Origin of the sequence: Neorhizobium sp. SOG26 (genome assembly GCF_003491345.1) — a bacterium.
Classification (GTDB): Bacteria; Pseudomonadota; Alphaproteobacteria; order Rhizobiales; family Rhizobiaceae; genus Neorhizobium; species Neorhizobium turbinariae.
This window is the reverse complement of record NZ_CP025513.1, coordinates 921480-946529: the sequence shown is the minus strand read 5'-3', so window position 1 is coordinate 946529 and position 25050 is coordinate 921480. Positions and strand designations below refer to the sequence as shown.

The following is a 25050-nucleotide window of genomic DNA, read 5'->3' as shown; positions in this document are numbered from 1 at the left end:
CCTAGTAACGGACACGAGGATCAACGAGCAGATAAAGCATGTCGATCGCGAAGTTGATGAAGACATAGAGCCCAGCGATCACGAGCAACGCGCCCTGGATCACCGGATAGTCACGGCGCAGCACGGCGGACACGACGAGATTGCCAACGCCGGGCAGGCCGAAGACGGTTTCCGTCACCACTGCGCCGGAGATGAGAACGGCGGCGGTGAGCCCGATCACCGTCAGGATCGGGATCAACGCGTTCTTCAGCGCATGCTTCAGAATGACTTTCCGCTCGATCAGCCCCTTGGCGCGGGCAGTGCGGATATAATCGTCGCCCAGCACGTCAAGCATGGAAGCCCGGGTGAACCGCAGGATGAGCGCGGAGGACACGAGACCGAGCGCAAAGGCTGGAAGCGTCAAGTGATACATGCGCGTCGCGAAGCTCGCTCCCGGCCCGCCATACCCTGAGACGGGGAACATACTGAAGCGCACGGCAAAGAACTGCATCAGGATGAGGCCGAGCCAGAAGCTCGGGATCGAAGCCGCCAGCATGGCGATCGTGGTCGAGGCCTGATCGACGAACGAACCGCGCCGGTAGGCGGCATAGATGCCGATTGGCAGGGCGATGACGCTGGCAATGGCCAGTGAAAAAATCGTCAGGAAGAAGGTGGGCTCGGCGCGGTCAAGAAGTGCCGAGGTGACCGGCATATTGAGGAAGATCGACTGGCCAAGGTCGCCCTTCAGCAGTTGCCCGATGTAATAGATGTATTGCAGGACAATCGACTGATCTAGGCCGAGCCGGCTGCGTAGCTCTGCAATATCCTGCGGCGTCGCATCAGGCCCCAGCATCACCGCCGCCGGATCGCCCGGCGTGACACGCACGATCACGAAAACGATCGTGACGACAAGGAACATCACGACGATCATGCCAAGGAGGCGCTGGAGGATGTAACGTATCATGGGCGGTTCCTGTGTCCGCTTATTCTGTCGGTTTGCGCCTCGTCCGCCTGTTGCTCCTCCTCTTCCACAGAAGAAGCGTCGGGCGGCCGGGCACGTATCTCTCCCCGCGTACGGGGAGAGAGTGAGCATCAGTTCAATTCCTACGAGATGCTACTTCTTGATCGAGGCGTTCCAGAAGTAGGGCCACGGAGCCGGATCAACGCCCTGAAGCTTGGTCGACATTGCAGAAACGGCGTTGAAGTCACCGATCTTCATGAAGGGCACCTCGTCATAGACCGCCTTCTGGACCTTCGCCCACAGTTCGACGCGCTTCTTCGGGTCAGATTCCGCCGAAAAAGCATCAACGGCCTCCTTGCGCACCGGCGTATCCCACCAGCCCGGAGAACTCGGCGACAGCGAGCCGATCAGCGCCGGCTCCGGCAGGAACGGGCTGTGGGTGATATAGATGTCCCACAGGGCCTTGTCGGCGCGGCGTTGGGTTAGCGTCGCCCAATCCACGACCTGCATGTCTACCTGGAACCCGGCGAGCTTGAGATATTCTGCGGCGACCTGCGCCATCTTGTAGTGGAATTCATATTGGCGGCTGGTCAGGATGCGGACAGGCTTGCCGTCATAGCCGGCGGCCTTGGCAGCCCCCGCGGCACCTTCAGGATCGGCGACGTTGTAGTTACCCTCGGCACCGATATCCGTCGCCCACGCATAGGGTTCCGGGTAGATATTGCCGTCCAGCGCGTAAAAATCCGTGCTGCCGAATGCAGCGGCCAGCATGTCTTCCATGTTGAGCGCCTGTCGAATTGCCTTGCGGACCTCGACATCCTTGGCAACGCCTTCCGCCGTATTGAAGACAAAAACCGGATAACCGAAGGGCTTCAGCATTAGCGGCTGCGTCGCCGTCGAGGCCTTCAACTTGTCGAAGGATTCAACTGGCAGCGAGTCGATGTAGTCATACTGGCCGGAAACGGCAGCCTCGACGCGGGTATTGGCATCCGGCACCGGCACGAAGCGAATTTCGTCGAGGTACTGCTTGCGAGCGCCGCCGTATCCGTCGCTCTCGCCGGAGCGTGCCTTGTAGCCGTCGAAGCGAGCCAACTGGATGTACTGGTCTGCCTTCCGTTCCTTCAGCATGTAGGGACCGGTGCCGATGAAATCTGTCATCGTGTCGGCCTGCTTTTCAGCCGGGATGATGATTGCGGCAGAGTTGTTGAAGGCGAGCAGCGAAGCGAGTGGCGCGTAGGGCTGCTTCAGCTTGATCACGACGGTCGACGGATCTGCCGCGGAGATGGATTCGATGAAACCGGCGGCCTGCTTGCCGCGCGAGGCGAGTTTCGTCCAGCGGTTGAGCGAGGCAACCACGTCATCGGACGCCATGTCGCTACCGTCGTGGAACTTGATGTCGGAGCGCAGCTTGATCGTGTAGGTCTTACCGTCATCGCTGACCTCCGGAAGGCTTTCCGCCAGGAGAGGCGTGACATTCCAGGTCTTGTCGAAAGTGTAGAGCGTCTCGAAAATGTGCTGCGTGACGATACCGACGAGGTCGGCGGTCGAGGTCATCGGGTCGAGCGTCGGCGGTTCGCCGATCGTTGCGACGTTGATCACGCCGCCCTTCTCCTGGGCCATCAGCAGCGAAGGCGCGGCAACAAGCGCCGTGGCGACAAGAAATGCGAGTCTCAATTTCATGGCAGTCTCCCCACTTATGTTCCACAATTATGTTATATAAACTTTTATAACAGAATACAGGCTGCCGCACTGGTGTCAATGGGACCGGGAGATGCGCGGTAGTTGGCGAATGGCGCTTCGCAAGCGAAGCGACTTCTGGAGAATTTGCCCGTCATGTCACACCGGCCGACGCTCGCTCGTCATGATGTCGTAACCCCAACAGAGGATATGATAATGACACCGAGACTTGATCCCTTCGCCGCTTCGCCAGTCCTGATGAAGAAGTGGATGAGCATGTCGCTTGATGCGGCTGCCAGCCTTGAACCGAGCCTGATCGAACTGGTGAAGATCCGCTCGTCGCAGATCAACGGCTGCGCCAACTGCATCAACATGCACACGCTCGAAGCGCGGGCTAAGGGCGAGACGGAGCAGCGCATCTACCTGCTCTCGGCTTGGCGCGAGGCGCCGTGCTATACTGATCGTGAGCGGGCGGCACTCGGCTGGACGGACGCTTTAACGCGGCTTTCAGAAGGCCCTGAACTTGATGCGGCTCGCCAGGCATTGGAGGCGAAGTTCACGCAGGAGGAGCAGGTGAAGCTTACCCTGATGATCAATGTCATCAACGGCTGGAACCGCCTAGCCGTCGGCTTCGGCCTGTGGCTCGAAACGCCGGCCCGTCCCCAAGCGGAAAAGGCGGTCGCCTGATGGAGGTCGTCGGCCATGAGGATGCTGCTGCAAGCTTTGCGCCCTTGCGCCCCCGCCTCATGCGCGTCGCTTACCGTATGCTCGGTTCCGTGGCCGATGCCGAGGACGTGGTACAGGAGGCCTTCATCCGCTGGATGAGGGCCGACCGGGCTCAAGTGCGCGAGCCGGAAGCCTTCCTGCGCCGCACCGTCACCCGGCTCTGCCTTGACCACTTGAAATCTGCACGCAAGACGCGTGAAACCTATATCGGCCCCTGGCTTCCCGATCCCGTGGTCGAGGAGGAGGAAGAAGAGGATGTAACGCTGCCGTTGATGCTGGCGCTGGAACGCCTTTCGCCATTGGAGCGCGCGGCCTTCCTGCTGCACGACGTGTTCGGCCTAGAGTTCGACGAGGTGGCGGCCTCGATCAACCGTGAACCAGCGGCCTGCAGACAACTGGCGGCCCGGGCACGCGCTCATGTGCGCGAAACCCGCACCCGTTTCCAGGTCGACAAAAAGCGCGGACTGGAAATCGCCGAAGCCTTCTTCACCGCATCGCGTAGCGGCGACATGACCGCACTCTCCGCCATGCTGTCCGCCGATGTCAGCCTGCATTCCGATGGCGGTGGCAAGCGCCCGGCAGCGCTCAGGCTGCTGTTCGGGATCGAAGACGTGATGAAGGTACAGCGCTCGCTGGTGCGCTTCTTCGAAAGAGGTGGCTGGCAACTCGTGCGGATCACAATGGTGAACGGCTTACCCGGCTTTATCACCCGCGAAGCAGATGGGGAGTTGCAAACCACTGCCCTCGATATAGAGGACGGCAAGGTCACCGCGATCTATGTGATGCGCAATCCGGACAAGTTGAAGCACCTGCATTGAGCAGTGCATCGCTTCACCGGACAAGAAACATGCTAGCTAATGCGAACGAAAGGAACTTGAAAAGACGTCCAGAACGCATGCTTTAGCGCTTCCTTCTTGAACGTTTATTAAAGTATCAAGGGCAGGTTGGAACTCATCGGCTGAGAGTTCTGGATGGGCGAAGTACTCCATACACTGATCTATGAGCATAACCTGCGCTTTGTCGCTTTGGCCGTGGGCATCTGCGCGTTGGCAAGCCTGACCAGTGCTGGCATCGCACAGTACAGCCTGACGGAACAAGCATCCTCGCGCCGGCGCTGGCTGCTTCTCGGTTCGGTGGTGACGGGCCTTGGCATATGGACGACCCATTTTACGCTGCTGCTCGGATATCGAGGCGATCTAGATATTCACTTCAAGCTGAAGACCGTTGCGTTTTCGCTTTTCTTATCCGTGGCATTGACCGTCGTCGCCGGGTGCGTCGGTTTGTTAGGACGCCCACGCGGCATCCTCGCTGGCACTATCATCGGCGTTGGCATCGCGATCTCCCATCTTCTGGATCTGCAGGCGATGCGGCTGCCAGGCGGGATCATCCAGGATCCGAAAGTCAACGTAGCAGCAGTTGCCTGTGGGATGTTTCTTGCAGGCCTCGCTGGTCACTGCCTCGTCCGCTCCCGGAACCATATCTTTGCCTGGCCGGCGGCCGTATCGCTCTCCGCTGCCATCTTCGCGCTTCACATCATCGCGATGTCCGGTACTACGGTCGTACCGGCCTCAAACCCTGTGGAGCCAAGCGTCTGGATCGCCTCGGTCGATCAACTCTCGATCGTCGTTGTCGCAGCATTCCTCATTATCCTGTTCGGGGCGATCTTCTATACATGGCATTCAGAGCGTTTGGCCCAGGCGACGGCTCGGGAGCAAAGCCGCTATATCCGCACCCTTGAGGTCCTTCGCGAAACGGAAGACCATCACCGTGCCTACATTGAGTTGAACCCGCAGATTGCCTGGGTGGCTGACCCGCAAGGCCGGGTGACCGAGATCGCGCCCTTGTGGAGCCAGCTTGTCGGGCTGCCGCGTGAAGCCAGTGTCGGCCAAGGCTGGGCTGATGTGGTGCATCCAGATGATATCCCAGGTGTCATCGAACTTTGGCGAAATGCGATCGAGGCAGGTGAAGGCAAGCTTGCAGACGTTCGCTACCGTGTGCGACTGGTCGATGGCGAATACCGATGGTTCAGGGCGCGTGCCCGACCGCGCCGCAATGCCGAAGGAACGATTGTTGCCTGGTACGGCACCCTTGAAGATATCCACGAACAGGTGCTGTCCGAGACCGCGCTTCGCGAGAGCGAAGAACGCTACCAACTCGCCAGCCGCGCAACCAACGACATCATCTGGGACTGGTCCATCGAGCGCGAACGGGCGAGATGGGCAGGCGCCCATCAGGAGGTTCTGGGTTATCCGGAACTGCAACACGAAACGGACCTGAACTGGTGGCTCGATCGCATCTATCCAGAGGACCGACCGCGGGTGCTCGCGAGCCAGGCGTTGGCCCTGGAGCAAGGGGCGGACTACTGGAATGAGGAATATCGATTCCTGAACGCCTCGGGCGATTGGATAGACGTCCGCACCAGATGTGTCATTGTCCGCAACAACGCCGGTGAGGCTGTGCGCCTTGTAGGCTCGATGCTGGATGTAACGCAGCAGAAGAAGGCGGAAGCGGAGCTCAACTGGGCTGCCCACCATGACCCGCTGACCAAGCTGCCCAACCGAACGCTTTATCGAAAACAGAAGCTCGCAGCGATCGATTCCGCCGCGCGCAGCGGCACCTTTGTTGGCCTGGTCCTGCTGGACTTGAATGGGTTCAAGGAACTCAACGACAGCTTGGGCCATGCCGCAGGTGACAGCGTATTGTGGCAGACTGCCGAGCGCCTGAGGACCACTCTTCCCGCTTCCGCGACAGTTGCCCGCCTCGGCGGCGACGAGTTCGCGATCATCCTGCCAGGGCTTCCGACGCCTGACGCGTACAAGGAAACGATCGACAATGCCCTGCAGGCACTTGGGGAACCCTTTACCTTCGGCGACCAGAGTATTCCCGCCAGCGTTTCCGCCGGCGTGGCAATATGGCCCCGGGACGGAGGTGAGCCGGAGTCCTTGTTGATCGCCGCAGATCTCGCACTGTATGCATCCAAGGCGGAAATGCCGGGGACGGTGCTGGAGTTTACGCCCGCATTGAAGGGAGCCGCCGAGCGGCGCTCCGGCATGCTCGCGCGGGCACGGCAGGCGCTCAAGGAAGATAGCATTGTCCCCTTCTACCAGCCGAAGGTCGACCTGAAGAGCAATCGCGTGACAGGTTGGGAGGCGCTTCTCCGCATCCGTGGTGAAGGCGACCGCATCCTGCCGCCATCCGAGATCTCCGCAGCCTTTTCCGATGCAGAACTTGCAGTTCAGTTGACCGACCGGATGCTCGCGCTCGTATTTGCCGATCTCAAACGTTGGAAGGCGGAAGGTGTGTCGCCGGGACGCATCGCCGTCAATGTATCCGCGGCAGACTTCCGCCAGAACGACCTGCTGGACCGGCTTCGGCGCCACGCCGGTGCGTCCGACCAGGATCTTGCGTCAGTCGATATCGAGGTGACCGAGACGGTGCTCATCGGCGAACTCGGTCCCGATGTCGCGCGTATGTTGCAGGAACTGCGCCAGCTTGGCATGGCGGTGGCGCTTGATGACTTCGGCACCGGTTACGCGTCGCTCACCCATCTTCAGGATTTCCCGGTCGATGTGATCAAGATCGACAGGTCCTTCGTCGAGCGCATCGACGACAATGAGCCGAAGGCGACCGCAGTGATCGACGCTATCCTCCAGATGGCCAACCGGCTTGGCATGGCAACTGTCGCCGAAGGTATAGAGACGGATGAGCAAGCACGTTACCTGCGCGGCCGGGGCTGCACACTGGGCCAAGGTTATCTCTACAGCCGGCCGGTTCCCGCGACAGACGTCCCGCGCATGCTGTCAGCCATTACCGAGCCTTTGGACTACAGTATCTAGCAGTATGGATCCGCCGGGACTGCAGATCGGTTGAGGCGTTGCGTCGGTTCGCAAAAGCTGTACCCTGAAGCTCCAAAACCGCCCTTCTATCGGAGGGCCTTTCCGCATCTTCCGAACCAATTCCAGGACTGACGCCGAGAATGAATGATAAACTCTTCGAGACACTGAGCGGAATGTACTTCACAGTCGATGACGAGGACGGCGGATACTCCGTCGGCCAGGTCATCCGCCCGGCCATCGATGGTGCCTATCTCGTCCGCTTCGAGGGCAACGAAGTGACGCTTCCGCTGGAGATAGTCACGATCGGCGAAATGCTGCAGACGACCGAGGACGACTACAAACTCTGGCGGTTCTTCGACACTCTGGAAGAGCGCGATAAGTGGACAGAATGGTTGGACACGCCGTCGAAACCGCGCGTCATCTCGCTGGTGCGTCCCACGAAGTAGGCACTGCTGCGCTACTTCTTCTTCGCTTGGTCGTGGTGCCACTTGATGGCAAAGAACATGCCCGTGCCCAGCACGATGAGCTTGAACGGCAGCACGACGAGAGGGAACCAATCCCACATTTTGTATATCCAGGCGGTTGATTGAGACGCATGTTGATGAGGAACTGCTACTGCAAAGTGGTGCCTCTTAACATCGGCCATGTTGCCGCATGCGTGCTGAATACGCTGCCACTACGACCGCAGAATGTATTTCCGCCAATCATGCTCCTCGCGGAATCCCAGAACCTCGCGCGCCTTGCGGTTGGAGATCGGTGCGCCGAACTCGTCGAGTTCTCCATTGATTGGCGTCTCAGGCGCCCACTGTTTCAGGAAGTCGCGTGTCGGCTCCCAGGCCGTGATCGTGTCGTTCACCGCGTTGAAGACCTGGAAGCCAAGCCCGCTCTTCTCGACGCAGAGGTGGACGATCTGGCCAAGATCGCGGGCATCGATGTAGCTCCAGGCATTGCGCTTGCGGGATGGCGGGTCAGCCAGAAATGTCGGGAACTTGTCGTATTCGTGCGGCTCGATGACATTGCCGATCCTCAGCGCATAGATGTCCGCGCCGGACCGCATGGCGAAGGCGCGCGCCGTCTTCTCGTTGACCACCTTCGACAGCCCATAGCTATCCATCGGATCGACGTCATAGTCTTCAGTCAGGGGGAACGAGTGATAGTCCTTGTCCCCCTCGGCGAAGCAGACACCATAGGTGGTCTCGCTGGAGGCGATGATGATCTTGCGGATCCCGAGCTTCACCGCCGCCTCGATCACGTTGTAGGTCGAGACCGTGTTCGCAGCAAATGTCGCGTTGTCCGGACGGATCAGTATCCTCGGCACAGCTGCAAAATGCACGACGGCATCCACCGGAGCCGGTCCCTTGCCAGTTTCGAGGTCGGCAAAATCGAAATGCATCGACAGAGCGTTGAAGGTCTCGCCACTGTCTGTCAGGTCTGCGTGGATCGTATTGATGCCCGGCACCTGAGACGGCACGAGATCGATATTCAGGACCTCATGCCCCTGCGCCTTCAGGTATGGCAGGACATGACGACCGGCCTTGCCGCTGCCTCCGGTGAAAACGATCCGCTTGCCCATGGCTTGTTCCTTGTTTTGTTGTTCGACGCGCGGCCGAAGGACCTGCTCGTCGCTCCAGATATTGCCGCGCGACTGCCGGAGGCAAGGGGTGACTTCGGGGTCAGCCGGCAGCACCCGACACGGCTGCGGCGAGCGCCCTGATGGCTGCGGCATGTGCGGGCGAGCGTGCTCTGGAAATAAGCACGATTTCCGACGGAGGCAACGGCGGAAGGCCGAGCTCGGCACCGCGGTCGGGCAGGCCGCGCGCGCTGATATCCCCCATCGGCGCCACCCCGGCTTCTGCAAGGATGCCATCATGAAGTGCCGCGCAGCTTCCCGCGGTAAAGGCGTCTCGCCACTCCACGCCCGCGCGTCGAAGCTCCGCAATCGCAACATCGCGGACGCCGCAGGCGGATCCGAGCGACACCAGCGGGATGGCTCTGTTAGAATGTAGCCGCCAGTTCGGTGCAGTCCGCCAACCCAGCCGGTCCGTGCGGAGCACCTCGCCGTCTAACCCTCCCCCGTTTCGCCGGATGATGGCCGCATCCGCCTGGCCCGACGCGAAGGCCTCCCTGACATTGCGGGAAAAACCTAAGCTGACCTCGATCACTGCATTGACCGGGAGTGCCAGCCGCATGGCCCGGATCGCTGGCGACAATCGGCTGCCGATGGCGTGGTCGCTGGCCGCCAGAATGAAATGCAGCGGCGCTTCGTTGCCGAAAGTGAGCGCCTCCTCGTGCTTGGCCAGCAACTCCCGTGCCTTTGGCAGGAAGACCTGCCCGTCCTCCGTCAGCCGCAGGTGGCGTGGCGTGCGGTCGACCAGGCGCCGGCCGAGCCGCTTTTCCAGCAGTTTCAGCTTCTGACTCACGATCGGCTGCACGGTTCCTGCCGCCTCGGCCGCCTTGGTCAGGCTGCCAAGCTCGACGGTAAGAACAAACAGGCGAACACTTTCCAGATCAATCATATGAAATCGCTATGATTGAGATACGCACCACCATCTTCTCACTATGAATGTCGTGGTGCAAGGTGCTCCTGCAAACAAGGAGACAACACCATGCCGATGATCAAAGCCCGCTATACGAAGTCCCGTGACGGAGGCGACCTGCGACCGGAAATGGCCGCCCTGCTGTCTCGCCTCACGGCAGAAATACTGCACAAGGATCCGTCCGTCACGGCAGTCTTGGTCGAGACTGCCGATCCCGAGGACTGGTTCCTTGCCGGAGCCACCGCGTCCGACCAGAAGCTCGCGACCTTCTATGTCGAGGTTTCGATCACTGAGCACACGAACATCAACGACGAGACGACGAAATGGGTTCGTGTCGTATATGACGAGATGCGTAAGCTTCTCGGCCCGGTGCATGAAGCGAGTTATGTGCTCGTTCACGCCGTGGATGGTGACACTTATGGCTACGGCGGGCTCACGCAGAACCTGAGATGGGCGCAGAAGCACGCATAGTGGGGCGACAGCGGTGTAGCACTAGGCGCGCCGGAGGAGGACGGGATGCCGATCTATGAACTGGCGGCCTTGGGAGCCGCAACCTGCTGGGCACTGACGGGGCTGCTGTCCGCAGGCCCGGCAGCGCATCTCGGCGCACTTGCCTTCAACCGGACGCGACAGCTCTTCATCGCCGTCCTGCTTGGCCTTTACGTGCTGGCGTCGGGAACCTGGCAGGACCTGCAGCCCGACATCCTCTGGCCGCTTCTCCTGTCCGGCTTCATCGGCATCTTTCTTGGTGATACATTGCTCTTCACCTGCCTTAACCGGCTGGGGCCGAGGCGCGCCGGGATCCTGTTCGCCCTCAACGCCCCGATCGCGGCGCTGCTCGGCTGGGCGGTTCTCGACGAACAGCTATCCCTAACGGCTCTGGCCGGCATCGGCCTAACACTCTGCGGCGTCTTGCTCGCAATCCTGTTTGGCAAGCGCAAGGCGCAACTGCACCAATGGGAAGCCGTCAAGGGACCGCTTTGGCTCGGCGTGCTGGCTGGTCTCCTCGCAGCACTTGGCCAAGCCATCGGCTCACTGATTGCCAGGCCCGTCATGGCGACCGGCATTGATCCGCTCGCCGCCTCCATGGTTCGGGTGGCGATCGCGGCCGTTGGCTTGACCATCCTGACCCAGACGCCCTTCGAAGCGGTGCGGCCCAAAGGTGCATTGACCCGCGGCGTGTTTCTCCAGACAGCCATGACCGGCATCATTGCGCTTGCCTTCGGCATGACGCTTCTTCTCTTCGCGCTCTCCGGCGGCAAGCTCGGCATTGTCTCGACTCTCTCGGCCACGACGCCGGTGATCATCCTGCCAATGCTCTGGCTGAAGACCCGCGAAGTGCCGGCACCCGGCGCTTGGGCTGGTGCTGCGCTTGTCGTGGCTGGTATGACCCTGATCTTCTGGCGATAGCCACCATCACCTTCCTGAAGAACCCGGTACCAGTTCTTACCCGTAGGCTAAATTAGCTGGTTTCGAGAATGGGTAAGGAGTAAAGGACGCGCAACTGTGCGTCCCCTGCAAGTACGTCGCTTTGCGAGCAAGGGCGGAGACTATCAGTAGAACATAAACAAACTTGGCGCGCCGGGTCTCGCGCCGACAAGCTTTTGATCATCCGGAGTTGATTATGGTCAACGATCGCATTCGCCTGAAATCCCTTCTCGACAAAGTCACAACCCCCGAAGCTGCGGCCGATCTCATCAAGGATGGCATGGTCGTTGGCATGAGCGGGTTTACGCGTGCAGGCGACGCGAAGGCCGTTCCGATTGCCATGGCGGCGAAAGCAAAAGAGCAGCCGTTCAACATCACTCTCATTACCGGTGCATCACTCGGCCATGACATCGACCGCATGCTGACCGAGGCCGGTGTTCTGGCCCGCCGCATGCCGTTCCAGGTCGACCGGACGCTGCGCGCCGCGATCAATCGCGGCGACGTCATGTTCATCGACCAGCACCTGTCCGAGACGGTGGAGCACCTGCGCTCGAACCAGCTCGGACCGATCGATTATGCGGTCGTGGAAGCCACTGCGATCAGCGAAGAAGGCGGCATCGTGCCAACGACCTCGATCGGCAACTCCGCGAGTTTTGCGATTCTCGCCAAGAAGATCATCGTCGAGATCAACCTCAGCCAGCCGGCCAATCTCGAAGGCCTGCACGACATCTATATCCCGACCAAACGTCCGACACGTACGCCGATCCCCGTTGTTGCCTGCGAAAGCCGCGTCGGCCTCCCTTACGTGCCGATCGACCCTGAGAAGATCGCGGCAATCGTTGTCACCGACAAGAAGGACAGTTTCTCAACGGTGGAAGCACCCGATGAAGGCACGCAGGCGATTGCCGGCCACCTCATCGACTTCTTCAAGGGCGAAGTGGATGCAGGCCGGCTGGACCTGACACTGCAGCCTTTGCAGGCCGGCATCGGGACGATTGCCAACTCCGTGTTGACCGGCCTGGTAGACGGGCCATTCCATGATCTTCGCATGTATAGCGAGGTTTTGCAGGACAGCACGTTCGACCTGCTGGACTCCGGCAAGCTCGTCTTCGCCTCCGGTTCCTCCATCACGCTGTCGGCGGCGTGCAGCGAGCGCGTGTTCGGCCAGTTTGGAAAATACAAGGACCGGCTCATCCTTCGCCCGCAGGAATCAGCAACCACCCGGAAGTCATCCGCCGCCTCGGCGTGATCGGCATCAACACGGCGCTGGAAGTCGACATCTACGGCAACATCAATTCCACGCATGTGAACGGCACCCATATGATGAACGGCATCGGCGGTTCGGGCGACTTTGCCCGCAATGCCTACCTGTCGATCTTCGTCACCAAGTCGCTCGCCAAGGAAGGTCGAGTTTCGTCGGTGGTGCCGATGGTGCCGCATGTCGACCATACCGAACATGATGTCGATGTGATCGTCACCGAAAACGGCCTTGCCGACCTGCGCCAGCTTGCGCCGCGTGAGCGGGCGGAACAGATCATCCAGCATTGCGCCCATCCGGACTACCGTGAAGCCCTGATGGATTACTTCCAGCGTGCAGCAGCGCGCGGCGGCCACACGCCTCACATCTTGGAAGAGGCGTTCTCCTGGCACACCCGGCAGCAGGCAACTGGAAGCATGAAGGCCTAAGGTGACGGGCCGAGCCCGTCCCACCGCCTTGCGGCGTATCATCGGATGCCGCTAGCGCGCGCTGGCGGCCGTCCTCTTCTCGAACACCAGCAGAACCATGCTCGAGGCGACAATTAGCGCCGCCCCGAGAAAAACGTAAGGCGCCGGGATTTCGGCCCAGATCGCGTAACCATAGACAAACGCCCAGATGAGGCCGGTATATTCTACCGGTGCGAGGGCTGACGCCGGGGCGTGACGGAAGCCTTCGTACAAAAGGTACTGGCCGATCGTCGCGACCACGCCGAGCCCGATCATCAGCATCCAGCCCGTGGTATCGGGTGTTTTCCATATCCACGGGAATGACGCAGCGCAGGCGATGGCGAACATCAAGCTTGTGGCGAACATCTGGACCAGCGTCGTTTCCGTCTTGCTGACCAGACGGACAAGCACGGTGCTCCAGGCCCAGCAGAAGCCGGCCGCGACGCACATCGCCGCCGGCAGCAGGTTCGGGGAATGAGTCGGGTTCGCGGCAACAAGCACGCCGATGAAGCCACCGACGCAGGCAATCCACCGACCGGCCCCGACCTTTTCCTTGAGAACGACGATCGACAGCAGGACGACGAGGACCGGCGCTGAGAAATAGAGCGTCGTCAGCTCCGCAAGCCCGAGATATTTGGCCGCGTTATAAAAAAGCAGCCAAGCCATGAGCAGCAGCGCCGCACGGAAGACAAGCGTTCCCCGGTGCTGGCTTTTCATGACCGATGGATGGCGGAAATGCCTCGCCAGGACGCCCGTGACAATCACGATGATCATGCTGCGCATGAACAGGATTTGCGGCACCTCGTAGGAGGCGACCAGCAGTTTCACGATCGCGTCCTGCAGTGCGAAGCAGGCATATCCCGCAGATGCAAGTCCGATACCCAGGAAGGTCCGGTCCGGGGTTGCCATCGTCATTTTGCCCTGCGACTCACTTGATCAAGTTTCGCTTCGGTGTAAAACCATGCCGTCGCCGGAGCAATGCAGCTTCAACATAGCTGCACTGCCCAGGAAATGTTTTCCTTCCGCCCATAAAGCGAGCATAAGGCCCGCAGCAGATGCACCACGCGGCTTCCCTCCCAGTTCCGCGTATCTGCTGTTCCCCTCTGGAGGTCCATGACCTTCACACTTCATGGGCTCCGGATTTCCGTGAGCCCATTTTTTTTGGCAGGTCATGAACAACAAGACCCTCGGCTACCTCTACGTGCTCATCGCGATCGGCATATTCGCCGGGCAGGACGCGTTCTCGAAAATATTGGGTGAGAAATATCCGCCGATCATGGTGACCATGATCCGGTTCTGGGCCTTCGCGTTCTTCGTGACCATCCTCGCGGCAGCAGCGCCTGGAGGTCTTCGCGCCGCAGTGAAGACGCAGCGCCCGTTGCTTCAGGTGCTGCGGGGCGTACTGCTGGTCACCGAGGTTGTTGTGGTGGTCATCTCCTTTACGACGGCTGGCCTTGGGATGAGCCAGGCGATCATGCAGGTGACGCCACTGATGGTGACAGTGCTGTCCATTCCCCTGCTCGGCGAGCAGGTCGGCTGGAGGCGCAGCCTCGCGGTCATCGTCGGCTTGCTCGGCGTGATGGTGATCCTCAATCCCCTCAACGTTCACTTCGACCTTCGCCTCCTCATCCCGCTCGGGGCAAGCTTTCTTTACGCGCTCTACAACATCGCGACGCGTGCTGTCGGCAGCCGCGACACGGCAGTCACTAGTGTGTTCTACGCAGGCGTAGTGGGCGCTCTGACTGCTTCCTTGATCGGGCCTTTCTACTGGACGCCGATCGCCATGGAGGATTGGCCGGCCATGGCCGCGCTTTGCATCTGCGGCGCGACGAGCCACTACTTCCTGATCAAGGCTTATGGCCACCTGACGACAGTCGAAGTGCAGCCTGTGACTTACCTTCAGCTGGTGCTGAGCGTCGCGCTGGCATCGCTCTTCTTCAACGAAACCCTGACGACGAACATGATCGTCGGCGCCGTCATCGTGGTCGGAGCGGGACTGTTCACGGTGTGGCGCGAACATCGCCGCGGCATAGCAGAGCGGCACGCCGACGCCGCAGCTGAATAAGACTGGCGCCGCTGCTAGGGGTGCATCTTCGCCCCCTTGGTGATCTTGTCGACGATCTTCCGGTCTGACCTGAGTGCCACGCCCACCAGCTTCGCGTCATCGGGTGAAAACCGCGAAAACACCTCCCGGTTCGCGGCATCATGACCCGTCGAGAACATTTCCTCGATATATGCCGACGTGGTGACGTTGCGCTCCAGCGCGCGCTTCTGGATGGTGCGCAAGGTCTCCTGGTCCGCCGCCAGGACAACCATGGGCTGGATGGTCATCGGGTTATAGACATTCCCTTGCAAGTCTCGATACTCTTCGCCGATGATCTTCGGGTTCTGGGCCATGATCCCGCTCGTCAGGAAGGCGACGACGTTCAGCTTCTGCCACATGGCAAGATCCTCACGCACCACAATCGCGATCTTGGTGTCAAACATGCAAAGCAGCTCCTTCTTCGATGATCCGCGGAGCACCGATCTAACGGCTATCGAACCCGACGGTCTTGAACGTTCGTGCGTCATGTCCATCCGGCAGGGACTGCGCGTCGGCGCAAAACGGCGAGCAATGGAGAGGATGGAGGCGCGATTTCACGGCAACGGCTTCCTGCCGCACCGGCACGATACTTATGCCCTGGGACTGACCATGCATGGCGTGCAGACGTTCCGGTACCGCGGCAGCCCGCGCTTCAGCCAGCCCGGCAATGTCATCGTCCTGCATCCGGACGAAGTTCATGATGGTGCAGCAGGAACCGATGTTGGTCTGATCTATCGGATGATCTACCTGCCGCCGACCTTGGTGGCCGAAGCTTTCGATCATCGTACGGCTCTTCCTTTCGTTGCGGACCCTGTTGTCAGCGACCCGGCGCTTCGCCACGCGCTTGCGGATCTTCTCGCCGATCTTGATGAGCAGCCGGACGATCTTCTGATTGACGACGCGCTTGCTCGCATCGCAGCAGCGCTTGGGCGGCAGGCGGGCGTGGTTCGGGGGAAGGTGCAGCCGGTGGCACGACTCGCCGTGCTGGCAGCGCGCGATTACCTCGACGTGCAGGTAGCGACCAACGTGACTTCGGCAGACCTGGAAAGGGTGACGCAACTTGATCGCTACGAGCTTGCCCGGCACTTCCGCCGGCTGCTCGGCACAAGCCCGCACCGGTACTTGGTGATGCGTCGGCTCGACCGCGGGAAGGAAATGCTGGTCTCAGGCAGCAGCCTTGCCGATGCGGCCCTCGGCAGCGGGTTTTCCGACCAGGCGCATTTTACCCGGCACTTCCGCAACGCGTTCGGCTTGCCGCCTGGGCGCTGGCTGAATCTGCAGCGCAATTTCTAAACCAAAGAGGTTCGGTCAAGCGATCCCCAAATGGGATGCTGCCATATCCGCTACCGCGGTGAATGGAACAATCCCAAGCGCCTGCTCCCCGATATCCGGCCCCGTCACCAATACCGGCACCCTTTCGCGGGTATGGTCGGTGCCGGGCCATGTCGGATCGTTGCCATGGTCAGCGGTAATGATGAGGAGATCGCCCTTGCGCAAACGCCGTGTCAGTTCCGGCAGGCGCGCATCGAAGGTCTCAAGGGCGCGGGCATAACCGGAAACATTGCGGCGGTGGCCCCACAGGCTGTCGAACTCGATGAAATTGGCGAAGACGAGGTCGCCCGGCGCAGCCTTCTGCGTCCACTCAAGAAGATGGTCGAACAAGGCCATGTCGTCCTTGCCCTTGGAGACGTCCGTGATGCTCTTCATGGCGAAGATGTCGCCGATCTTGCCCACCGCATGCACAGCGCCACCAGCGGCAACCACCCTGTCGCAGATGGTTCCATCCGGCGGCGCGATGGCAAAATCTTTGCGGTTTGCGGTGCGGACGAATTCACCAGGCGCCTCCCCCACGAACGGTCGGGCAATGATCCGGCCGACGTTCAGCGGGTGGAAGATGTCCGCGGCGATCCGGCAGGTTTCCAGCAGCCGGTCGAGACCGAAATGCGTCTCGTGTGCCGCGATCTGCGCGACGCTGTCGGCGGACGTATAAACGATCGGCTTGCCGTCGCGATGTGCTCCAGCCCGAATGCGTCGATGACTTCAGTTCCCGACGCATGGTTGTTGGCAAGCGTGCCGGGAAGGCCGGCACGGATCATCAATTCTGCCATCAGATCGGCAGGGAACGCAGGTTCGGTCCGCGGAAAATAATGCCAGTCACGCGCCACCGGGACGCCGGAAAGTTCCCAGTGTCCGGACTGCGTGTCCTTGCCGGCCGATATTTCCTGTGCCGCACCCCAGCGGCCGGACGGAACGGCAGTGAGACCGGGCGCGACCATGCCGGAGGCAAGTGTGATCGCCGCGCCCAGCCCCAAAGCATCGAGGTTCGGGAGACTCAGTGGTCCGCTCCGACCGTCTTCCGCGCGGCCTGCAGCGCAGGCTTCGGCTATATGAAAGAGCGTGTTGGCCCCTTCGTCACCGTAGGCTGCCGCATCGGGTGCACCACCGCAACCGACGGAATCAAGGACACAGAGAAAGGCCCTCGCCATCGGCTCGAACCTCAGGAGAGCTGGAACCGGCCAAGCGAGCGCCGGCGCACGAACTCGATCATCTCGTAGAAGGCCCAGCCGATCAGCGACAGCAGCATGACCATGCCGATGACGATCGCGGTGTCGCTGTTTTCCTGGCCGGAGGACAGGAGATAGCCGATGCCCTCGTTGGCGCCGATCAGTTCGCCGATGACCGCGGCGGTCATCGCAAGCGTCGTGGCAACAGCCATGCCGGCCAGCACTGACGGCAAGGCAGACGGCAGTTCGATGTGCCGGAAACGCTGCCAGGGACTGAGCTTCAGAACAGAGGCAAGGTCGCGGAAGCTCCCCTCCCCGTAGCGCAGGCCTGTCACCATGCCCTGCATGACGGGGAAGAAGGTGACAATCCCGATCAGCACGATCTTTGGCGTGGGGCCGATGCCGAGCCAGAGTAACAGCAGCGGCGCGATCGCGATTTTCGGAGCGGTCTGCAGAAGCAGGATGAGCGGCGTGGCAAAGCGTTCGACGCGAGGCAGGCGCGCGAAAACGACGCCAGCGAAAATGCCGGCGGCGGTTCCGGACACGAAACCAGCGACGATTTCCGAGAGCGTGACCCAGATGTGCCGGGTCAGCTTGGCGTTTTCGAACAGAAACGCGACGCGATCGAACACCTCAACAGGTCCCGGCAGGAGAAAGGCCGGAACGTTGAAGATGAAGACGATCGCCGTCCACAGGACGAGGGTCACGATCAGACCCGCTAAGCCACGCAGGATCATGCTTACTGACCGATGGTCGACGGATCGACGACGAAGTCCTCAGCCTTCGGCGCGCTGTCGATGACCTTGTACTGCGCCAGGATGTCGGCGTTCTTCTGCCAGGCGGCGAAGTCAGCAGCACCGAGACCCTTTTCCTTGGTGAGCGAACTCTGCCAGACCGACGATACGAAGGTCTGTTCGAAAGCGGTCGTCAGGATCGGCATCTGGTCCTTCGGCCAGGTCGGCGTGTACTTCGTCAGCGCGATGTCGAGCGCTTCCGGGATATGGCCGTCGATGACCCATTCGTAAGACTGAGTAACGGCGGTGGTGAAGCGCTTCACGACGTCAGCGTTCTCAGCAAGCTTCTTGTCGCTGGTGACGACGACGTTGCCGAAGGATGGCAGGAAGTCGTTCGACAGGATCATCGTGACCTTGGTGCCGTCAGCTTCGAGGTTGTACTTGCGCAGTTCCGAGAAGACGATAGCGTCGACCTGGCCAGCCTGCAGCGACTGGACGATTGCACCGGTAGCAACGACTTCGACGGTGACGTCATCGAGCGTCAGGCCAGCCTGCTGCAGGCCAACCTGCAACTGAAGGTAGTTCGGGCTTGCGAAGCTGGTGACGGCGACCTTCTTACCCTTCAGGTCCTTGTACGACTTGATGCCGCTTTCTTCCTTGGCGAGCAATGCGCCAATACCGCGCTGGTAGGTGGTGTGAACGACCTTGACCGGCAGGCCGTTTGCAGCGGCGGCCACAACCGCATCACCGTTGGGGAAGCCGAAGTCGACGTTGCCGGCAGCGATGTTGGTCAGGATATCGGCCGCAGCCGCATAGATGAACTCGACTTCGATCCCGTTCTTCTCGAAGATGCCGTTTTCGACTCCAGCGTAAAGCGGCGCGTAGAACGGAGCGGCAGCGCCGTCGATCTGCAGCACGACCTTGTCGGCGGCTTCAGCGGCCATGGCGAACAGCGATGAGGTGAGCAGGGCAGCAAGGCTTGCTGCCGTCTTCACGCGAAACTGGATCATGATTTACTCCTGAGTTCCCATTCTGTGGAGGAAAAGGCCCTTCCTGCGATGCGCAGAAGGTTTCGCTGGGTGGCCTCATAGTCATCGAGCCAGTCATCGGTGGCGCGGTTTCCATGGACACCAAGTAGGCAACCGGTCTCAAGGCCGATCGCCCGGCCAACGGTCATGGTGATCTCGCTTTCCATCTCGACGCCGATGGCGCCTTGAGCCTGGAAGCGATCGATGAAATTAGCGGAGAGATCCTGCCCGTCATCAACGGGGCGGTAACGACGGTCCTGGCCAAAATAGTAGCTGTCGGTCGAGGCCACCATGCCCGGGCGGCAGGTGAGTCCGAGTTGTGCGGCCGCACCAACCAGACCGTTGACGATGCGGGGTGATGCTGCCGCCTCACCGCCCGCGGCACGATAAGTGCGGGCCGTGCCGGTCTCGCCAATGGCCCGATCTACCGCCACAAAAGAGCCAGTTGCATATTCCGCCACGAGCGACGACATGCCGCCAATGCGCACCACGCGCTTGGCGCCGAGCATGGCGAGTTCCACCAGTGCGATTTCGGTGGACGGGCCGCCGATGCCGGTGGAGCAGATCGTCAGCCGTACGCCTTCATAGGTCCCGGTGATGACGGCGAACTCGCGCTTTCGGCCGAAATCCGTCACGTCCTCCAGCATGTCGGCGAGAAGCCGCACGCGATCCGGATCGCCGGGGGTGAGCACATTCTCGGCAATATCTCCGGGCCCGCAGGGCAGATGCGGCGGACGACCGTTCTTCCAGGGAAAGGCGGCGCTCGTCATTTCTTCGCTCCCTTCCAGGAAAGCAGCCGGTTTTCCAGGATCGTCAGCACGACATGCATGGCCAGCCCAACCAACACGGTCACCAGCACGGCCGCGAACAGCAGCGGCGTCTTGTAGGTCGCACCCGCAAAGGTCATCAGGTAACCGAGACCGAATTTGCCGGACATCCACTCGGCAAGCACGGCGCCCACAAGGGCCTGCACGGCGCCAATCTTCAGCCCGACAAAGATCTCCGGCATGGCGGACGGCAGCTCGATCTGCCGAAAGCGCAGGATGTTGCTCAAGCCCAATAGCTTCGCGAGATCCTTCATCTTGGGATCAAGCGCGCGGAAGCCGGCGATCGCCCCGATGAAGACCGGGAAGAAGACCAGCGAGAAGATCAGGATGACCTTTGAAAGGACGCCGAAGCCGAACCAGACGATGAAAAGTGGCGCGAGCGCGATCTTCGGCGCGGTCTGCAGGATCACCAACGGGCCATCAAGCCACACGGCGAGCTTGGGAAAGCGCGTCATCAGGAAGGCAAGTCCAATACCTGCGACGCAGCCGAGCGCCAGGCCGAGAACGATGTTCTGCAGCGTGAAGCCGAGATGCAACCAGAGCTCGCCAGAGGCGGCTATGCCTGCCAACGCATTCCAGGTCCGCAGAGGTGACGGCAGAAGGTATGTTGGCATTGCCATCGGTCCCGTAGCAAACCACCAGGCACCGAGCAGACCAGCAAGAGCCAGCGCGTAATCCACCCACGCGGTGAGGCGCCTCGCCATCAGTGCCCTCCCCGCTCGTGGCAGAATGTGGATCGCGCAGATCGCGGCGAAGTTGGGCGACGAGTGCGTGGTAAGCAGGATCAAGCTTGGTGCCCTCTCCACGCGGACGTGCGAGATCGACGTTGTGGACACATTTCAGCTTGCCCGGGCGTTGTCCCCGGCGCGTGCTTTTCCCTATCTTGGTACACGGAGTTTGCGGGTGGCGCAGTCGGAGCGGATGATCGATATTGCGGGTGTTCATAAGACATTCGTCGCGGACCACGGGACGGTGACGGCGCTCGAGCCGGTCACCATCACCATCAAGGAAGGCGAGTTCATCTCGATTGTCGGTCCATCCGGCTGCGGTAAATCCACCCTGCTGCGTCTCATCTCTGGCCTCGATCAGGCGACCGGCGGGACCATCACGCTTGATACGGCTGGCCGCAAGCGTAGTGGAGGAGCTAGTCTCTCGCCACAAGGGCGATGGCCGCACGCTCTTTGAACACATGGAAGCAGCCGGCGTCGACATGACAGCCGTAGGGGCCGGGAGGCCGCTCCTCGACCGGGAGGCGATCACCCCCTATGTCGAAGTCCATATCGAGCAAGGCCCCGTGCTGATCGAGCGCAACCTGCCGGCCGCGATCGTCTCCGGCATCCGCGGAAATTTCCGCTACAAGACCATTTCCTGCTTTGGTGAAGCCGGTCATTCCGGCGCAGTTCCCCTCGCTTATCGGCACGATCCTGTGCTGGCCATGGCGGAACTGCTCAATGTGCTGGATGCCGCATGGCATGACTTGGTGGCGAAAGGCTGCCATCTTGTTGTCACCAGCGGCATGGTTTCGACCGACCAGCAAAAACATGCGCTCTCCCGCATTCCGGATAGCGTCCACTTCAGCCTTGATGTTCGCAGCCAAGATCGCGAGACGCTGGAGACCATGCACGCGCTGATGCTGAAGCATGTGGCGCGCATCGAGCAGGAACGTGCGGTGCGCTTCGAGCTCGGCACGCCTCTCAGAACCGAGCCTGCGCTCTGCGATCCGTCACTCATCAATGAACTCTTGCGGGCCGCGGAAGCGGTGGGCGTCGAGCCGGCACTTTTACCGTCCGGAGGTGGCCATGATGCGGCCGTCTTTGCGCATGCTGGCGTTCCCGCCGGCATGATCTTCATTCGCAACCGAAACGGCTCGCACAACCCGCAGGAAGCGATGGAGATCGCCGATTTCGCCATCGCCACGACTGTCCTGCACCAGTTCCTGATGAACCCTGCCAAACGGTCGGGGAAGATTAATGCCCTCCGCCAGACAATGAAGGATCCCGATACGATGTTTAGGTCGATCACCGAACATCATTCGCCAGAAGGGCAATGCAGCGCGGGCTTATCGCGCCGCCGCAACGGCGGCCCAGGAGGCCGCGCTGCGCGACAAGGAGCGGGCCAGCGGTTATTTCCTGCTCGCGACCGCCACCCAGGAAGTCGCTGATCTCCACTATGGCGAGCCGATCCATGCCGCAGTCTTCGACCAGGAACTGGCACGGCTTGAAGGGTATGCAACGATGCTCGATGCAGCCTTTGAGAAATCCGAGCCGAACGAACGGCTGGCGGTGGTCAACCAGGTCGCTGCTGCTCTTGCCGCTGCCCGGGCAAGTGCCTGACGCACGTCAGGCCCGGAAGCGGTGGCGTGATAAAGCTTTATCGGGTAGAGGTCGGCTCAAGCACCTGGACAACCAAACCGCCCTCAACAGTGGCGATGTAGGCCGAGACACCATAAACCTGCGCTATCACATCCGGCCGCAGGACCACTTCCGGCGACCCGTCTGCGACGACCTCACCCCTGTTCAGGAGAATGAGCCGCGTGCACCAGCGCGCCGCAAGACCCAGGTCATGCATCGAAAGCACCACCGCACGCCCATCGTCCGCGAGGCTGCGGAATGTCTTCATCAGATTGACCTGGTGGAGCGGATCGAGCCCTGCGGCAGGCTCATCGGTGAGCAGCAGCGGCGTTTCCTGCGCCAGCGCCCGCGCAATCAGCACGCGGGCCTTTTCGCCGCCTGACAATGTGTCGACCGGCCGTGATGCGAGCCTTGCAACATCCATGCGCTCCATCGCTTGTACGACGGCACGCTGGTCCTCCGAACTCAGCTTTGCTACACAACTCGTCCTGTGTGCGTCCCGTCCCAGCGCGACGAGATCGGCGGCACTGATCGGCCAGGCGACATCATGCTCTTGCGGAACATACGCGATGAGACCTGCCCGCTCGCGCCCGTGAAGCCTGTTGATGGGTTTTCCCTGCACGAGGACCTTGCCTTCGAAGGGGATCAGACCGCACAGCGATCGCAACAAGGTGGATTTGCCGGCGCCGTTGGGGCCAAGCAGGCCGACGACCTCGCCGGGTTCGATCCGACAGGCGATCTGCCCCAGGACAGAGCGGGTTCCCCGAAGAACCCGCTGCAGCGCGACTTCAAGCAAAGGCAATCGGGTCAAATCATCTGCCTCCTGCTGCGCCAGACGAGTGCTAGGAAGAAGGGCGCACCGATGACGGCCGTGACGACCCCAAGCTTCAGGCCACGCTCCGGAGCGACAAGGCGAACAAGAACATCGGCTGCCAGAATGAGTGCCGCACCACCGAGGCCACTGGCGAGCAACAGCCGAGAGGGCAGCGACCGGGTCAACGGCCGCAGGAGATGCGGCACGACAAGCCCGACAAAGCCAATCGAGCCGGTCACCGAGGTTGCCGCGCCGACGGACGCCGCCGTGCCGAAGATCGCGAGGAACTGCACCTGGCGCAGATTGACGCCCATGCTGGCAGCCGTGTCACGACCAAGGGCCAGGGCATCGAGGCCCCGGCCAACGCCGAGAAGCATGACCCAGCCGAGGATCATCGCAGGTGCGGCCAGCAGGACATGTTCAAAAGACCGATCCTCCAGCGACCCCAGCATCCAGAACATGATCTCGAGGGCGGCATAAGGATTGGGAGACAGATTAAGGACCAGCGATGTCATGGCGGTCGCAAAGGTCGAGACGGCGACGCCGGCAAGGATGATGGTGACGAAACTGCCCGAGGCACCGGCGAGAAACTGGACGACGAGGACCGAGACCACGGCAGCGGCCAGTGCAGCAAGCGGCAAGGCCAGCGGGAACAGGACAGAGAGCCCGGTATAGAGCGCTAGTACCGCCCCCAGCGAGGCGGAGGCGCTGACCCCTATCAGCCCCGGTTCGGCCAATGGGTTTCGCAGATAACCTTGGAGCACTGCACCCGAGAGGCCGAGCGTGAAACCGACCATCAGCCCGAGAAGGGCGCGCGGCAGGCGGATCTCGTGCATGATGAGCGCGATGGAGCCGGCGTCGTCAGACATCAGCGCCCGCAGGCTTTCCCACACCCCAAAACTGGCCGGCCCGCTGAAGAGCGACAGGAGGAAGGTCAACATGACCAGCAGGACGAGGCCGGTGATCAGCAGCCGATGGGAGAGGCGTGGGTTCACGTTCCCTTATCCCCCTCGGCTACCGCTCGCAAGATCCGCGCGGCTTCAAGTGTGACGGGGCCACCGCAGATCGTCATCCGCGGCGGCACGGACACAGAGCGCCGGCTGTTGATGAAATCGGCGAGAGCCGGATGCGCAAAGTTAGCCTGCGCCAGTGCCGGCTTTTCATACGCGTGATCACCCAGCACCACGACATCAGGCCCGGCTAAAATCAGGCTCTCCAAGGGTAGATACGCCGTGCCGGACAGGCCGATCCATTGCGCGGCGTTGGTCATACCGGCAGCCGCGACGATCGCGTCAACAAGCGTGCCGCCCCCGGCAGTATAGCTGTTGGCGTAATAGAACGCGGCGCTCATGCCTGTCGGTGGCAGCGCCTCCAGGGCTGCAAGTTCCGCCTCGAACTTGCCTGCGAGGGCTTCAGCCTGCGTCTCGCGCTGGAGAACTTGCCCCATCCGCCTGATGTCCCGAGGGATGTCATCAAGCGAGCTCGCCGGAGGAAATTCCTCCACCGTTACGCCCAGTCCGCGAAGCAGGTTCACGGTGGAGCGGGTTGTGTAGCTACCGGCGAGCACTAGGTCCGGCTTCATCATGAAGACCTCTTCCGCCGAGCCATAGTTGAGACGGTACGCCCGGGCAGCCTCAGCCAGTGCGGAAACCGCGGGATCGGCTGCAAGATGAGAGACCGACAGCAATTGCCCAGGCTCCGCCACGAGCATAGCCAACTGATCGGTGCAGACGTTCAAAGACACGACACGGCGAGGCTGGCTGAAGGCGGGTGTGCTGACGAGGCCAAGAACGGCAGCCACCAGCACAAAACGCCCGCTCTTCAAACTCCGCAACAGGTGGGGCATGCACATCATTCTTGC

General features: G+C 61.3%; 23 protein-coding genes and 2 pseudogenes. 11 read left to right on the top strand and 14 right to left on the bottom strand.

All coding sequences use genetic code 11. The features are described 5' to 3' along the window. Nucleotide 1: 1 nt before the first annotated feature. Entirely contained in the window at nt 2–943 is a 942-nt protein-coding gene (locus tag CYG48_RS21125) for an ABC transporter permease (RefSeq protein WP_199925319.1), read from the bottom strand. A 150-nt stretch (nt 944–1093) separates the two neighbouring features. Beyond that, complete coding sequence (locus CYG48_RS21120; protein WP_118852625.1) at nt 1094–2620, bottom strand: ABC transporter substrate-binding protein; 1527 nt, start codon at nt 2618–2620, stop codon at nt 1094–1096. A 213-nt stretch (nt 2621–2833) separates the two neighbouring features. Here CYG48_RS21120 and CYG48_RS21115 point away from each other — a divergent pair, with 213 nt between their 5' ends. The 4 genes from CYG48_RS21115 to CYG48_RS21100 all read left to right on the top strand — a co-directional run bounded on the left by CYG48_RS21115 (nt 2834) and on the right by CYG48_RS21100 (nt 7625). Beyond that, complete coding sequence (locus CYG48_RS21115; RefSeq protein ID WP_118852624.1) at nt 2834–3304, top strand: carboxymuconolactone decarboxylase family protein; 471 nt, start codon at nt 2834–2836, stop codon at nt 3302–3304. Then, nucleotides 3304–4161 (top strand): sigma-70 family RNA polymerase sigma factor, encoded by an 858-nt coding sequence (locus tag CYG48_RS21110; RefSeq protein ID WP_118852623.1) that lies wholly within the window; start codon nt 3304–3306, stop codon nt 4159–4161. The genes CYG48_RS21115 and CYG48_RS21110 overlap by 1 nt, the downstream gene beginning before the upstream one ends. Nucleotides 4162–4314: 153 nt before the next feature. Further along, nucleotides 4315–7179: a bifunctional diguanylate cyclase/phosphodiesterase gene (locus CYG48_RS21105; protein WP_118852622.1), complete on the top strand. Its 2865-nt coding sequence runs from the start codon at nt 4315–4317 to the stop codon at nt 7177–7179. A gap of 140 nt (nt 7180–7319) precedes the next feature. Next, nucleotides 7320–7625, top strand: coding sequence for a hypothetical protein (locus CYG48_RS21100; protein WP_118852621.1), 306 nt, complete (start codon nt 7320–7322; stop codon nt 7623–7625). Nucleotides 7626–7855: 230 nt separating this feature from the next. On the opposite strand, the gene CYG48_RS21090 is transcribed toward CYG48_RS21100, so the two are convergent. Beyond that, entirely contained in the window at nt 7856–8752 is an 897-nt protein-coding gene (locus CYG48_RS21090) for an NAD-dependent epimerase/dehydratase family protein (RefSeq protein WP_118852887.1), read from the bottom strand. Between the two features lie 100 nt (nt 8753–8852). Beyond that, on the bottom strand, nt 8853–9695 hold the full coding sequence (locus CYG48_RS21085; protein ID WP_118852619.1) for a LysR family transcriptional regulator: 843 nt from the start codon (nt 9693–9695) through the stop codon (nt 8853–8855). Nucleotides 9696–9785: 90 nt separating this feature from the next. On the opposite strand from CYG48_RS21085, the gene CYG48_RS21080 reads away from it, so the two are divergent. The 3 genes and pseudogenes from CYG48_RS21080 (at nt 9786) to CYG48_RS21070 (ending at nt 12830) form a co-directional block, all read left to right on the top strand. Then, on the top strand, nt 9786–10187 hold the full coding sequence (locus tag CYG48_RS21080; RefSeq protein WP_118852618.1) for a tautomerase family protein: 402 nt from the start codon (nt 9786–9788) through the stop codon (nt 10185–10187). A gap of 45 nt (nt 10188–10232) precedes the next feature. After that, entirely contained in the window at nt 10233–11126 is an 894-nt protein-coding gene (locus CYG48_RS21075; RefSeq protein ID WP_118852617.1) for a DMT family transporter, read from the top strand. A gap of 214 nt (nt 11127–11340) precedes the next feature. Continuing rightward, a pseudogene (locus CYG48_RS21070) lies at nt 11341–12830 on the top strand (acetyl-CoA hydrolase/transferase family protein). Between the two features lie 51 nt (nt 12831–12881). Here CYG48_RS21070 and CYG48_RS21065 read toward each other — a convergent pair. Beyond that, a complete protein-coding gene (locus CYG48_RS21065; RefSeq protein ID WP_118852616.1) occupies nt 12882–13763 on the bottom strand; it encodes a DMT family transporter in 882 nt (293 codons plus the stop codon). 256 nt (nt 13764–14019) lie between these two features. Between CYG48_RS21065 and CYG48_RS21060 the strand changes: the two genes are divergently transcribed. Next, entirely contained in the window at nt 14020–14913 is an 894-nt protein-coding gene (locus tag CYG48_RS21060) for a DMT family transporter (protein ID WP_118852615.1), read from the top strand. Nucleotides 14914–14927: 14 nt separating this feature from the next. Here the strand turns inward: CYG48_RS21060 and CYG48_RS21055 are convergent, their stop codons facing one another. Further along, complete coding sequence (locus CYG48_RS21055; protein ID WP_118852614.1) at nt 14928–15335, bottom strand: DUF2000 family protein; 408 nt, start codon at nt 15333–15335, stop codon at nt 14928–14930. A gap of 127 nt (nt 15336–15462) precedes the next feature. Between CYG48_RS21055 and CYG48_RS21050 the strand changes: the two genes are divergently transcribed. Beyond that, the gene (locus CYG48_RS21050; RefSeq protein WP_118852886.1) at nt 15463–16224 is read left to right on the top strand and encodes an AraC family transcriptional regulator; all 762 of its coding nucleotides are present in this window, start codon (nt 15463–15465) and stop codon (nt 16222–16224) included. A gap of 15 nt (nt 16225–16239) precedes the next feature. On the opposite strand, the pseudogene CYG48_RS21045 reads toward CYG48_RS21050, so the two are convergent. The 5 genes and pseudogenes from CYG48_RS21045 to CYG48_RS21025 form a co-directional block, all read right to left on the bottom strand. Beyond that, a pseudogene (locus CYG48_RS21045) lies at nt 16240–17417 on the bottom strand (phosphopentomutase). Nucleotides 17418–17428: 11 nt separating this feature from the next. Then, nucleotides 17429–18142: an ABC transporter permease gene (locus CYG48_RS21040; protein WP_245450562.1), complete on the bottom strand. Its 714-nt coding sequence runs from the start codon at nt 18140–18142 to the stop codon at nt 17429–17431. A gap of 32 nt (nt 18143–18174) precedes the next feature. Further along, nucleotides 18175–19179: an ABC transporter substrate-binding protein gene (locus CYG48_RS21035; RefSeq protein ID WP_118852612.1), complete on the bottom strand. Its 1005-nt coding sequence runs from the start codon at nt 19177–19179 to the stop codon at nt 18175–18177. Further along, on the bottom strand, nt 19176–19967 hold the full coding sequence (locus CYG48_RS21030; RefSeq protein ID WP_118852611.1) for a nucleoside phosphorylase: 792 nt from the start codon (nt 19965–19967) through the stop codon (nt 19176–19178). Before CYG48_RS21030 ends, CYG48_RS21035 begins: the two co-directional genes overlap by 4 nt. Next, nucleotides 19964–20728 carry an ABC transporter permease gene (locus CYG48_RS21025; RefSeq protein WP_118852610.1) on the bottom strand — a complete coding sequence of 255 codons (765 nt, stop codon included), beginning with the start codon at nt 20726–20728 and terminating at the stop codon, nt 19964–19966. The genes CYG48_RS21030 and CYG48_RS21025 overlap by 4 nt, the downstream gene beginning before the upstream one ends. Nucleotides 20729–20753: 25 nt before the next feature. Between CYG48_RS21025 and CYG48_RS22725 the strand changes: the two genes are divergently transcribed. Both CYG48_RS22725 and CYG48_RS21010 read left to right on the top strand, forming a co-directional pair. Further along, nucleotides 20754–21209 (top strand): ATP-binding cassette domain-containing protein, encoded by a 456-nt coding sequence (locus tag CYG48_RS22725; RefSeq protein ID WP_245450561.1) that lies wholly within the window; start codon nt 20754–20756, stop codon nt 21207–21209. Continuing rightward, the gene (locus CYG48_RS21010; protein WP_245450560.1) at nt 21160–22185 is read left to right on the top strand and encodes a M20/M25/M40 family metallo-hydrolase; all 1026 of its coding nucleotides are present in this window, start codon (nt 21160–21162) and stop codon (nt 22183–22185) included. Before CYG48_RS22725 ends, CYG48_RS21010 begins: the two co-directional genes overlap by 50 nt. A 209-nt stretch (nt 22186–22394) precedes the next feature. Here CYG48_RS21010 and CYG48_RS21005 read toward each other — a convergent pair whose 3' ends face one another. The 3 genes from CYG48_RS21005 to CYG48_RS20995 are packed head-to-tail and all read right to left on the bottom strand — an operon-like array spanning nt 22395 to nt 25035. Beyond that, on the bottom strand, nt 22395–23186 hold the full coding sequence (locus tag CYG48_RS21005) for an ABC transporter ATP-binding protein (protein WP_118852609.1): 792 nt from the start codon (nt 23184–23186) through the stop codon (nt 22395–22397). Then, the gene (locus CYG48_RS21000; protein ID WP_118852885.1) at nt 23183–24130 is read right to left on the bottom strand and encodes a FecCD family ABC transporter permease; all 948 of its coding nucleotides are present in this window, start codon (nt 24128–24130) and stop codon (nt 23183–23185) included. Before CYG48_RS21000 ends, CYG48_RS21005 begins: the two co-directional genes overlap by 4 nt. A gap of 50 nt (nt 24131–24180) precedes the next feature. Next, nucleotides 24181–25035 carry an ABC transporter substrate-binding protein gene (locus CYG48_RS20995; RefSeq protein WP_118852884.1) on the bottom strand — a complete coding sequence of 285 codons (855 nt, stop codon included), beginning with the start codon at nt 25033–25035 and terminating at the stop codon, nt 24181–24183. Between the last annotated feature and the right edge of the window lie 15 nt (nt 25036–25050).